Annotated in this window: 12 protein-coding genes and 1 pseudogene; 8 read left to right on the top strand and 5 right to left on the bottom strand. The window is 32.4% G+C overall.

Annotation, left to right across the window (positions count from 1 at the left end):
* The 4 genes from K345_RS0106495 to K345_RS0106480 form a co-directional block, all read left to right on the top strand.
* A partial coding sequence (locus tag K345_RS0106495; protein WP_028973484.1) for a hypothetical protein occupies positions 1-332 on the top strand: 332 nt, incomplete at its 5' end.
* Complete coding sequence (locus K345_RS0106490) at positions 332-1201, top strand: HDOD domain-containing protein (protein WP_028973483.1); 870 nt, start codon at positions 332-334, stop codon at positions 1199-1201. The genes K345_RS0106495 and K345_RS0106490, both read left to right, overlap by 1 nt.
* A gap of 12 nt (positions 1202-1213) precedes the next feature.
* Positions 1214-2134 carry an MBL fold metallo-hydrolase gene (locus K345_RS0106485; protein WP_028973482.1) on the top strand — a complete coding sequence of 307 codons (921 nt, stop codon included), beginning with the start codon at positions 1214-1216 and terminating at the stop codon, positions 2132-2134.
* A gap of 8 nt (positions 2135-2142) precedes the next feature.
* Positions 2143-4608 carry a hypothetical protein gene (locus K345_RS0106480; RefSeq protein WP_028973481.1) on the top strand — a complete coding sequence of 822 codons (2466 nt, stop codon included), beginning with the start codon at positions 2143-2145 and terminating at the stop codon, positions 4606-4608.
* Between the two features lie 2 nt (positions 4609-4610).
* On the opposite strand, the gene K345_RS0106475 is transcribed toward K345_RS0106480, so the two are convergent.
* The 3 genes and pseudogenes from K345_RS0106475 to K345_RS0106460 form a co-directional block, all read right to left on the bottom strand.
* The gene (locus K345_RS0106475) at positions 4611-5405 is read right to left on the bottom strand and encodes a thymidylate synthase (protein WP_028973480.1); all 795 of its coding nucleotides are present in this window, start codon (positions 5403-5405) and stop codon (positions 4611-4613) included.
* A pseudogene (locus K345_RS23575) lies at positions 5402-6292 on the bottom strand (aminopeptidase). The gene K345_RS0106475 and the pseudogene K345_RS23575 overlap by 4 nt, the downstream one beginning before the upstream one ends.
* Positions 6293-6374: 82 nt before the next feature.
* Positions 6375-6995, bottom strand: a complete 621-nt coding sequence (locus K345_RS0106460; RefSeq protein WP_156888320.1) for a YigZ family protein — start codon at positions 6993-6995, stop codon at positions 6375-6377.
* Positions 6996-7170: 175 nt separating this feature from the next.
* On the opposite strand from K345_RS0106460, the gene K345_RS0106455 reads away from it, so the two are divergent.
* The 4 genes from K345_RS0106455 (at position 7171) to K345_RS0106440 (ending at position 11293) form a co-directional block, all read left to right on the top strand.
* The gene (locus tag K345_RS0106455; protein ID WP_028973476.1) at positions 7171-8229 is read left to right on the top strand and encodes an amino acid ABC transporter substrate-binding protein; all 1059 of its coding nucleotides are present in this window, start codon (positions 7171-7173) and stop codon (positions 8227-8229) included.
* 63 nt (positions 8230-8292) lie between these two features.
* The gene (locus K345_RS0106450; protein WP_028973475.1) at positions 8293-9477 is read left to right on the top strand and encodes an amino acid ABC transporter permease; all 1185 of its coding nucleotides are present in this window, start codon (positions 8293-8295) and stop codon (positions 9475-9477) included.
* Positions 9474-10547 (top strand): amino acid ABC transporter permease, encoded by a 1074-nt coding sequence (locus K345_RS0106445; protein WP_053228117.1) that lies wholly within the window; start codon positions 9474-9476, stop codon positions 10545-10547. The genes K345_RS0106450 and K345_RS0106445 overlap by 4 nt, the downstream gene beginning before the upstream one ends.
* Positions 10547-11293: an amino acid ABC transporter ATP-binding protein gene (locus K345_RS0106440; RefSeq protein WP_028973473.1), complete on the top strand. Its 747-nt coding sequence runs from the start codon at positions 10547-10549 to the stop codon at positions 11291-11293. The genes K345_RS0106445 and K345_RS0106440 overlap by 1 nt, the downstream gene beginning before the upstream one ends.
* Here K345_RS0106440 and K345_RS20025 read toward each other — a convergent pair.
* Entirely contained in the window at positions 11288-12427 is a 1140-nt protein-coding gene (locus K345_RS20025) for a CapA family protein (protein ID WP_169714775.1), read from the bottom strand. The two genes, K345_RS0106440 and K345_RS20025, sit on opposite strands and share 6 nt — an antisense overlap.
* Before the next feature lie 93 nt (positions 12428-12520).
* On the bottom strand, positions 12521-12829 hold a 309-nt coding region (locus tag K345_RS0106430; protein ID WP_028973472.1), incomplete at its 5' end, for an integrase core domain-containing protein.

Below are 12829 nucleotides of genomic sequence, written 5' to 3'. Positions count from 1 at the left end.
AACAAGAAAGTGTATTGAATGTTCCAGAAAAAATAGATGCACTATTAAACTACTTGAAAAATATGTCTGACTTTCTTCCTTCAGATAAAATGTCACAATATTTAAATGATAATATCCCTTCATTAATAGATAAAATAAGATATAAACTGACAGGTAGCAGACAAAAGAATGTACCAGAACAATTATTTAAGGGAAAAGTTCACTCTGGAAAACTAATGGAAACAATGGAATACTTTCATAATCTTGCTGATTATTATCCTAATAAAAATGAAGGACTAGACTTCCAAAAAAAGCTTGATCATATTATCAAATCACTAAAAAGGGGTAACTGATGCAAGGAGAACAACTAAAGAAAGCACTAGAAGGTTATATAACTCAAATGCCTGCATTACCTACATCAGTATCAAAAATACTGGAAATATGTAACAATCCTGAAACATCTCCTTCAGATCTAAACAAAGTAATAAGCTTAGACCCAGTATTAATGGGGAGAGTACTAAAACTTATTAATTCAGCCTATTATGGTTTGAATCAGGAGATTACAAGCTTAGTTAGAGCAATTATTATGCTTGGTATTAATACTGTAAAAAATTTAGCATTAAGTACAGCTATCTTAGGAACCATATCAGGCCGCAATTCTAATCAAGCGATAAATATGGAAGGTTTCTGGAGACACTCTCTAACTGTAGGTGTAACAGCCAAATTAATAGCAAAAAAACGCGGAATCGATAAGAAAAAGCTAGAAGAATATTTTATATCAGGATTACTTCATGACATTGGTAAGATTCCTTTAAACAATAAAGCAGCAACTGAATATATTATGACCCTTAGCTATTCAGATAGAAACAATGTAAGCTTACATGATGCAGAGGAAGAGGTTCTCAATCTTAATCACCAGACAATTGGAGTTATGGTAGCTCAAAATTGGCGATTATCTGATGCTATTGTTGATGTTATAAAAAACCATCATTCTTACTCAAACTACTCAGGTAATAACAAAGATATACTCTATACAGTTGTTTTATCTAATTATTTCGCTAATATTATGGAAATAGGTTTCTCGGGAAATCGGTATCCAGAAAAACCATCTGATGTGATATATACTCATTTAGGTCTAACTTGGAATCATCTGGAAGACATGGACGATATTGTTGAACAGGAAATTGAAAAAGCCCAAATATTCTTAAAACTTATTAGCTAGGAGTTTTTATTTATGAAATTGAAATTGTGGGGAGTTAGAGGATCAATACCAGTACCAGGACCCTCCACAGTTAATTATGGTGGAAACACTCTTTGTCTTGAGCTAAGATTTGGCAAGAATGATAGATTAATCATAATTGATGCAGGATCTGGTATTAGAGAGTTAGCTGGAGACATACTCAAAAGAGATCTTCCAAAAGGACCAATAAAAACAGAAATTTTTATTACACATACCCATTGGGATCACATTATGGGATTCCCTTTTTTCACTCCCATTTTTGTTCCAGGAACACAGATCGACATTTATGGACCTGTGACTTATGAAGATGATTCACTAGATACTATAATTGGGGGGCAATTACGATATCGATATTTTCCTGTAAAACATTCTGAATTATCAGCAGATATTAAATACCACCCTTTAAAAGAATGTGAAAAAGATTTAGGTGATGGTATCACTTTAAAAACAAAATATCTTAACCATCCTATTTTATGTCTGGGATATAGATTTGAATATGAAGGAAAAGTCATTTGTACTGTATATGATCATGAACCTTTTCGAAATCTATTTCCCACAGATCCTAATCACCCTGATTATGATGAGTTAGCTGCAGAAGAAGGTGAGAATGCTGTCAAAGAGGAAAATCAAAAAATAAGAGATTTCTACAAAGATGCTGACATATTAATCCATGATAGCCAATATACAAATAAGGAATTACTTGATTCTAAATTAGGATGGGGTCATTCCTCCTATGAATATGCAATCAATTCAGCTCACAAATCAGGAGTAAAAAAACTTGTTTTAATCCATCATGATCCTTTGCGTTCAGATAAGGAATTAGATGAATTAGAACAAAAATATAAGAAAAAAATTGCTAACAAGACTAAAATGGAAATAGTATTTGCCAAAGAGCAAATGGAGTTTGTACTCTAGGATACTAAATGGATAAAGACCGCTATATTTATGAACCAGGAGAACTTAGTAAAACTCGCCAAAATTTAGGTAATCTAAGTAATGATGAAGCCCAAAAAATGGCAAAAAAACTTGGTGGTAATATTGGTTTTGAAAAAACGAACAGTAAAGAATTTTCTACAGTTAAGATACACCATAAAAATATTGTTGATCAAAAAGCTGAGACCTCCCAACTAATAAATAAGAAAAAAAACAATGTTCATCTTAAAAAAAAGATGTCATATAAAGAAAGAGTGAAAACTGATTTCTACTGTACCTATCCAGATCATAATATAAAATCTACACCACAAGCTCTAATGTCTATCTTTAACTTTATGTTTTCAGATATAGATAACATCAATCCAGGTTTTATAAAAGAATTAGATAGAAATATTTTCGATCCTTTACAATCACTAGTTACTGCAACTAATTATATGACAGGTACGAAACATAAAGTCGCACTTCAGAAAATAAGACGGCGGCCACTATTTGATCAAATATTTAAAGTTATTAAATCTTGGGATTTAGAAGAAATTAGTAAAGAGATAGAAAAAATACAATCGAAACCTAGACATGTTTCCATAGGAGAAACCAAAGATCTTTTAATCATGATTTATAAACCAATAATTCAGCTATGTAATTTAAACATTGATGAACACCTTGGTTCAGCTTTTAAAAGGTTATGTGAATTTGACTTAATGACTCACACTAAAAATGGTTCTGAAGCAGAAAATGTTAAAAAAAACTATTTGATTGCAAGAGATGAGTTGTTTCCTATTTTCTATAAATTGAAAAAAAAGCTTTATCCTTTATTAGTAAAATTATTAAGCAATAAGTTTCAATATTATAATGAATTTTTTACAAACTATTGGGAAGAAATTTTGTTATTTCTTGATCTTACAGAAGACGATTTAGTTGAACCACAATCAGTAATAGATAACTTTGACCAACTTTATGAAAGCAAGAGAAAAGAGACTGATACCAAGGTTGTTATCGATGAAAACACTTCAGTTTTTATCCCTAGTTTTACCTTTTTACGGTCAATAAAACTTTTAAGTATTCTATTTCCCAATTCAAAAATAAAAAAAAATAGTTCAGATATCGATTTTGTAGCTTACTTTACTAACATTATTGAGTTTCCCAAGGGGTTTGAATTACTCCCTCCTGGAGATCCTTTACAGATAATAACGGTATTGATTAGCATATTGGAAAATTTATTTCTCGGTTTTAGAAATATAGATTGGGGTAGCATCAAAAACGATGCTGGAGAGGATATAAGAGTTCAGAGTATTATTAATCCTATACTTACCAAATGGCATTATTACAATGAAGAACTTCTTTGTAAAGAATATTTATATCATTTACATGAATACTGTCAATTAATTGAAAAAGGAAATAACGACAAGAAAAGACTACTTAAGACTTTTGGATTACTACAGTGGATAAAAAAATTATATTTTCTTCCATACCAAGATTTAACTACTATCAGTCAAAAAAATTTTAAGAAATCGTCTTTAGTTGAACCTCTCTATGTAAATATAAATAAATTGAAAGAAATATTATCAATAATTCTGTTAGATACTGAAGAAACCCATGCAAACAAAGAGGTAAGCATATTAAACGGGAATGAGCCATATGACTTCTCACTACCAACAACAATTAGTCGACGACTCAATTCTTTGATCCCAATTAAGCTAAGAACAAACACTACATTGATACATATAACATATTTAATAGTGTCTCTACTGGATGAACTAATAAATAAGAAATCCAGTCCTTTATATAAAAGAAGTGATAATTTACTATACAGGACAAAGGATTCTTCTGATTACATTCCTAGTTTTATTATTCCTAAAGTGGATGTAAAAGATATCCAAGTTAGTACTCCAAAATCTATAGAATCAATGATAGAACTAATTAAGCAATCGGAGACGAAAGATTCAGAAACAAGTTACTATACTGAATTTGCCATTAGGGAAAGGGTTCGAAAACTAATACATAGCTTTCATACAATGGAACATGACTTTTCGCTTATCCATATTTATATAAGGGGCTATGAATACTTAGCAGAAACAAACTATTCTCAATACGAAAACATTCATTCTTTTATTACCTTAGAAGCTCAAAAAGTACTCCCAACAAATTGTATTAAAATCATTAAGAATGACCTTAGTTACTTATTTCTGCTGCCTAATACAAATATGGAAGTATCTGATACACTGGCACAATCCTTAATGGATCACCTGTTAAAAACTTCAACCTTTGAGTTACCTATTATCTTATCTTCCATATCCTATAATCCTCTTTGGGATGTCTCTAGAACACTTGAAATGTGTGAAGACGCTGTAGATTTTTCACAATCATTTTCAGCACCAGTGCGACTGCATTACCAACCATTAAAAAACAATTTTACTTATCATGACGACTATTCCTATGTGCCTTCATATGAAGAATAAATCTAGACAGATACTTTTCCCTTTATTAGAGGATGATGTTTATAGCCTTCTAGTTTAAAGTCATCATATTTAAAGCTAAATATATCATTAACCTTTGTATTTATTACCATTTTGGGTAGGGAATATGGGCTTCTTGAAAGCTGAAGCTTTGATTGTTCTATATGATTCATATATATATGTGTATCACCAGTTGTATGTATAAATTCTCCTAAACCAAGGTTTGTAACCTGGGCTATCATCATAGTTAACAATGCATAGGAGGCAATATTAAAAGGTACACCAAGAAATACATCAGCAGATCGCTGATATAATTGACAAGATAATTTACCGTTTGCGATATAAAATTGAAAAAAAGCATGACAGGGAGGTAATGCCATTGTATCTATCTCACCAACATTCCAGGCACTAACTAATATCCGACGAGAATCTGGTGTATTTTTAATCATTTCAATAATTTGAGAAATTTGATCAATAGTACGCCCATCTCTAGTATGCCAACTTCTCCACTGAGAACCATAAACTGGACCTAAATCTCCACGTTTATCTGCCCATTCATTCCATATGCTTACGCCATTTTCTTGAAGATATTTAACATTAGTGTCACCCTGAAGAAACCACAGTAATTCATGTATAATAGACTTTAGATGAACCTTCTTTGTTGTTACCAGAGGAAACCCTTCTTCTAAATCATATCTCGCTTGGTATCCAAACACACTAAGCGTTCCTGTTCCCGTTCTATCTTCTTTTTTGATACCTTTATCTAGTACATATCTCATCATATCTAAATACTGTTTCATTTCTTTATTTCCTCATTTCTGTTAGTCACAATAGTCCAGGGATTATCTTTTACTTTTGTATAGGGTTTTAAATAATCAATCATACCTTTGATGTCTTTAAAAGTTTTAGCAAATTTTTGTACTCTATCATCTTTATCTTCATACAATCCATACATAGATAAAAAGCCATTATTGATATGATAATTAAATTTCCAATGTGATTCAAAATCAGATATTATTTTTTCTTTTTCTTCTCTCATAATCTCTTCAGATTTGTCACTTGAATATAGGGTATTTAGTTTCCGAATAGTCTCAAAAAGATCCTTTTTAAATATTTCATTTGATTCTCGATTCTTTATGATATTCTTGACTTCTTTACTATCTACACCAAATCTATTTTGCATATATACTAAAGCCCCCTGTCGCCCGATATACGTAGCTAATTTTTCATTTAAACCATCATCATTTTAGAAAAAGATCGTAGCATGGGTTTCTTCATGGATTAATAATTCAGCAAGACTATATAAATCATAATTGACCATATAAGAATATAAAGGATCGGCAAAATATCCTAGACTTGAAAACGCATCAACTTTTCTAATAAAGACATCTAACCCTTTTTCTTTTAATTTTTTACCTTCTTCAATTGCATCATCCTTATTATAATATCCTTTATATGGAAGATCACCAAATATGGGATATTTAAAAGACCAGGGAGTTAAACTAAATTCTCCTGCTGCTTGTATTACTGCTGCTAAATAATCTCTGTCAATTGTATAGTATTTCTGAAAATTTTTACCTTGATTTAGGCCAAGTTCTGTTTGAGCAAATTCTCTTATATCATCAACATTTTTTACAAAATTTTCTAATTCAGCATTATTTGATGTTTCTAATTTATCTAGAGGCACAGCTTCTATTCGTTGAGAGAGATAAGGACCTGCCTGATTAAGTATGTAACAAGATGATAGTAACGGTACTATTAGCAAACACTTAATTATGACTAGATAATATTTCGATAGATCCCTTTGTATAATCAATTAACCTTTCCTTTATATCTTGAGCATACTCATTAGGGACTTTAATTATTAATGAGACTTCAGTAAAAAAGTCCTCACTAACCATTTTATAATTATATTCTTGAATAATTTGTTTTATGCCACCTAAATAAGTATACTCGAATTTAAAACTCAACTGTTTACGATAAATCTGTTCTTCTATGGTTAAAGATGATAATAAACTTTGGGTAGATTCCGAATAAGCTTTAACCAAACCACCTGTGCCTAATTTTGTTCCGCCAAAATATCTAACTATAGCTATTAATATATTTGTAATACAGGCCCCTTTTAATACATCCATTACAGGTTTACCTGCTGTACCATGAGGTTCACCATCATCACTTAATCCGGCTGTTATACTATTTTCTGTTCCAATTTGAAATGCGTAAACAATATGATTGGCTAATGGATGATCCTTTCTTAGCTCTTTTAATCTTTCTCTAGCTTCCTGATTTGTTTTGACTGGAAAAGCAAAGCCCATAAATTTAGATCTTTTTATTTCAATCATATTCTGACCAGGAGTAATAAGTTCATACATCATCTTATCTATTCTCATCACAATGGCAGAATAGATCAAGTATCTACAAATCAATCAAATTGGTCGTACAACACACAATAAAACTACATATTTGTACTAATAATATATATAACAACAATATAGTACCTATAACTATTGACACAAACATATTCGTAGTGGTATTCGGTAAGAAAACACCATATAGGAGAGTGACATGAAATTTTTAAGAAATGTCCTTTTTATTAGTCTTATTAGTATAGCTTTAACCCTTTCAAGTTGTGCTAAACCTGCTACAGAAGGGGAAGCAAATGCATCTGGTGAAAAATCTACATTAGAGATTGTCAAAGAACGAGGAAAATTAGTTTTGGGGGTTACTGCAGGAGTTCCTGGATACTCAGCACCTAATGATTCTGGAAAATGGACTGGTTTTGATGTTGATCTAGGAAGAGCTGTTTCAGCAGCAATATTTGGAGATCCTGATCTAGTTGAATATAGACCTCTATCAGCTAAAGAAAGATTTACGGCTCTTCAGTCTGGAGAAATTGATATGCTGAGTCGTGTAACAACATGGACTGCAAGTCGAGATGGAGAACTATCACTAACATTCTGTGGGGTCAACTTCTATGATGGTCAAGGCTTCATGGTAGGTAAGGATTCTGTAATCAAATCCTTAAAGGATTTAGATGGAGCAACAATTGCAGTACAAGCAGGGACAACAACAGAATTAAACTTAGCAGACTATTTCAGAAAGAATGGAATGGAATATGAACTCATTACATTTGAAAAAAACGAACAAGCTGCTGCAGCCCTTGAATCAGGAAGAGCTGATGCTGTAACTTCTGATTCTTCACAGCTTTACGCACTCAGATCAAAATTCAAGAATCCTGACTCTTTTAAACTTCTTCCAACACTTGTTTCTAAAGAACCGTTAGGACCTGTCGTTAGACAAGGAGATGATCAGTGGGCTGATATTGTACGATGGTCATTATTAGCTATGATTAATGCAGAGGAACTTGGTGTTACCTCTTCCAATGTTGAAAGTATGTTAACTTCAGAAAATCCAAGCATTAAACGACTTTTGGGAACAGAAGGTGAAATTGGAGAAGGTTTTGGTCTAGATAAAGATTGGGCTTATAAAATCATCAAGTATGTTGGCAATTATGGTGAAAGCTTTGATAGAAACCTTGGTACTGGATCCCCTTTAAATATTGCTAGAGGCTATAATGCACTTTGGACAGATGGTGGTCTACAATACGGTTTCCCAATTAGATAAATAGTGTCTTTATTGATAAAGCTCTCTCTGTAAAGGGAGAGCTCGTTTTAAAAAAGAGGGAATATGGTTATACATAGAAGAATAAAACAAATTTTATTGCAAGCTGTATTGATTGCTATTGTGGTTGGATTAGCAGTACTTTTTCTATCAAATTATATAGTCAATATAAGTAGTAGAAATATAGATATAGGCTTTGGGTTTCTCGATGATGAGGCAGGCTTTTCTATTTCACAAACATTAATCAAATATGATGAATCAGACACATTTGGCCGAACATTCTTTGTTGGAGTTCTTAACACCTTACTCGCTTCAGTCATTGGTATTATTCTAGCAGTAGTACTGGGTTTTTTTGTGGGATTAATGAGGCTCTCAAAAAATACTCTACTGTCCCAAGTTGCTTATGGGTATACAGAGCTTTTAAAAAATATCCCTCCACTACTACATGTTCTATTTTGGTACCAGGTAGTTTTTTTGAACGCACTCCCTGATTTTAAACAATCAATTAAAATAGGGTCTAACATTTATATAAATGTTAGAGGAATAACGATTCCTGAATTCCATACAACAAATTTATCACCTGCTTTTTTAATCATTACCTTTTTAGCAATTTTAACTTTTATACTGATGGGATATATGCATAAAAGAATGGTATTAAGAGGTAATCATTTTAAAATGTGGCCACTTCAAGTAGCAGTTATAGCTGTACCTTTACTGTTTTGGTTTCTATTTCATCCTTATACGATGATGATTCCTATAATAGATAAATTTAAGTTTTCGCAAGGAGCCACTATCAGACCTGAGCTTTTCTCGATTGTGGTAGCACTTGGAACTTATACATCTACTTATATAGCCGATATCGTTAGAAGCTCCATCATAGCTGTTCCTAAAGGACAACTAGAAGCCGCCAAGAGCCTGGGATTTAACCCCGTATTAAGATTACGATTAATAATTGTCCCCCAAGCTATGCATACCATGATTCCTCCTATGACAAATCAGTTTTTAAATATTATTAAAAACACCTCTTTAGGCATGGCCATAGCCTATCCTGATCTTACCGCCGTATTTGCAGGAACAACTTTAAATCAAACAGGAAGAGCCTTGGAAGTAATGATCATTGTTATGTTAACGTATCTTCTTATATCAGTATCTACATCACTATTCATGAATTGGTACAACGGTTCCATTATCAATAAAAAAGGGAACGTATTAACACATGACGAAATTGAAAAGATAGGATTAGGACTATGAAAAAAACTATTAATTACATAAGAAAAAACTATCTTAATACACCAGGAAACACACTCCTATCTATTTTTTTGTTTGTAGCCATATCATGGGTATGTATTAAATTATTTAGCTGGGCAATTATTAATGCAGTTTGGACGGGAGATTCTCAAGATGTTGCCAATCCTAATGGAGCTACATGGGCTTTTATAAACAAGAAAATTAGATTTTTCATGTATGGTTTCTACCCTCTGGAGTCAATTTGGCGTATAAACATAGCCTTTGTGTTGTTTGTTTTATCATTTATTCCTTATATGTCTAAGAAAATCAATCAATCAATCTACTTCCTCATTCAAATGATATTCTGGCCAATCATAGTTTTCCTATTAATCCAAGGTGGCCTTTTTGTCACAGAAATATCATCTAATAATTGGGGCGGACTAACTCTAACCTTGTTACTTTCTTCCATGGGATTAATGTTTTCTTTTCCTCTAGGAATTTTACTAGCTCTTGGAAGACGTTCTCAAATGCCGATTGTCAAAGTCTTGTCCATTGTTTATATCGAATTCTTTAGAGGTATTCCCTTAATTACAATACTCTTTATGTCATCTGTTGTTGTTCCTTTTTTTCTACCTAATACGTTTGTTATAGATAAATATGTTCGTGTAATTATGGGAATGACATTTTTCCAATCCGCTTATCTTGCAGAAGTTATACGAGGTGGTTTACAGAGCCTTAATAAAGGACAATATGAAGCAGCTGACTCTTTGGGTCTTCCCTATTTCTTAAAAACCTATTTAGTCATAATGCCACAAGCTTTAAAGATGACTATCACAAACATTGGTGGTATTTCTGTATCATTTATTAAGGACACGACCTTGGTAATGATCATTGGTATGTTTGATGTTCTGGGAATTGTAAAACCATTGACAGGTGATTCTAATTGGCTGGGGATGGAACCTGAAGGGCTAATTTTTGCCGGAATTATTTATTGGATTCTCTGTGCAATTGTGAGCAAGGTAGCTCTTCATATAGAAACAAAAGCAAATACGCTGCCAGAGGTACATGCGGTACCTGTAGAAGGAGAAGCATAATGAGTAATGAACATATTATTGAAATAAAAAATCTTAATAAGTGGTATGGGAATTTCCATGTTCTTAAGGATATTGAGCTGAATGTAGGCTCTGGAGAAAAGATAGTAATATGCGGACCATCAGGATCAGGTAAATCAACACTTATTCGTTGTATAAATAGATTGGAAGTACACCAAAAAGGTTCTATAGAAATAATGGGACAAGAATTAACGGATGATATAAAAGATATATCAGCTATTAGATCTGAAGTAGGTATGGTTTTTCAATCTTTCAATTTGTTTCCCCATCTAAATATTTTAGATAATCTCACCTTGGCACCTGTTTGGGTTCGAAAGATTTCTAAAAAAGACGCAGAAAAAATGGCATGGAAATATTTAAAACGAGTTAACATTGCAGAACACGCACTAAAATTTCCACCCCAGCTATCGGGAGGACAACAACAAAGAGCTGCTATCGCCCGTTCTTTGTGTATGCAACCTAAAATTCTACTCTTTGATGAACCAACCTCTGCACTAGATCCTGAAATGGTAAATGAAGTTCTTGATGTTATGGTAAAACTAGCAGAAGAAGGGATGACCATGATTTGTGTAACTCATGAAATGGGATTTGCAAGGAAAGTTGCTGATCATGTGATATTTATGGATGAAGGTCGTATTATAGAAAGACAAATCCCTGAAAAATTCTTCACAGAACCGGAAAGTGAAAGAACAAAAAAATTCTTAAAACAAATTCACGCAATATCATAGTTCATTAGATGTAGTCTTTTTAAGTAAGGGCTGCATCTTTCTTAAACGCACCTTGTAATAATTCACCCAACCTTCATCTAGACCATTATTAATCAAATCATCAAAAGTTCTTACGACCATACCTTTTTTAGGATCTTTATAATTAGCGATAGGTACAACATTAATATCGCCTATAATATAATTACTTCCTTGTTTTTCAATAGAAACCTGATATAAAGCACTTTCACCTGTTCGGGCTCGTTTCAGATCGTAGTCTGTGGATTTAAGATGCCATGTTTGGCCAGATATAAAATTACCTGTAGAATACATGATTAATTTTCTTTGATTATTATGCCAATATACTTCCCAAGGCTGAAGAACATGAGGATGATGTCCCCATACTATATCAACACCATTGTCGATTAAGTCGTGAAATAACTTAGCCTTTGAATCTACAGGATCGCTATCATATTCTATACCGCCATGAAATGCGACAATGAACAAATCATAATTACTACTGATGAGTTGAATATATTGTAAGAAATCCTTATTCAAAATAGAGTTTCTATAGGTAAATAAATTAACATAGTCTTTACCCATTTTTGTTTCCCACTGATTTAAAAATCCAGTGAATGATAAAAAACCTATATGTAAATCATCTATATCTATAGTTGTGGGTAAATAGGGAGAATCCTTTTTGTATCTTAAACCATTATAATAAATATTATATTTTTGACTGAATCTATTCATTTCATTTAGTGTTCCAATAACACCTTCAATACCTTGGTCTGTACTATGATTATTGGCAAGGCTGTAAACATCAAATCCTGATTTTATTGCAGGTTCAATATATTCCGAATGTACATTAAATAAAGGATAGGTCTGATATGGTTTATGTGCATTTATTGGTGTTTCCAAGTTAATAAAACTAAGATCATCATTTAAGGTTATATGACTTATCCCTTCATAAATATCATAAGGATTTTTCATCAGAAAATTAACATTATGGGCCATAAGATCCCCTGCAAATGTAAACTGGTACTTTCTCTCTGTCTTAGGATGATAATATTTCTGCTTATACCGATGATCAATATGTATTAACAACCAGCTTAGGAGAATAATATGAACAATTATTAAGTATATTTTTATTTTCATCATTATGATTCTATATAAATATCTATAGCACAAGCAAGTATTTTTATTTTAAATTGTGACAATGCAAAACAAAGCCCTGTAATCCCCCCATTATTAACAGGAGTAATTTGTAGAATTATTTAAAACCATTCTAGGGGTAATGCCGCCCAAAGACGAATGAGGTCTTTCATTATTGTATATCCACATCCATCTTGTCGCAAGTTCTTGTGCATGATAGATAGATTTGAAGATATTCAACTCTAGCCATTCATGTCTAGCAGTTCTATTAAATCTTTCAATGTAAGCATTCTGTGTTGGCTTCCCTTTCTGGATAAAAGATAGTTCGATACAGTTTTTTCTACTCCAACTTTTAAGAGCATCACTAATGTATTCTGGTCCATTGTCACACCTTAGTTTTTGTGG

The organism is Spirochaeta cellobiosiphila DSM 17781, from assembly GCF_000426705.1.
Classification (GTDB): Bacteria; Spirochaetota; Spirochaetia; order DSM-17781; family DSM-17781; genus Spirochaeta_E; species Spirochaeta_E cellobiosiphila.
The sequence above is the reverse complement of the archived record's forward strand: the minus strand, read 5'-3'. Positions and strand labels throughout refer to the sequence as shown.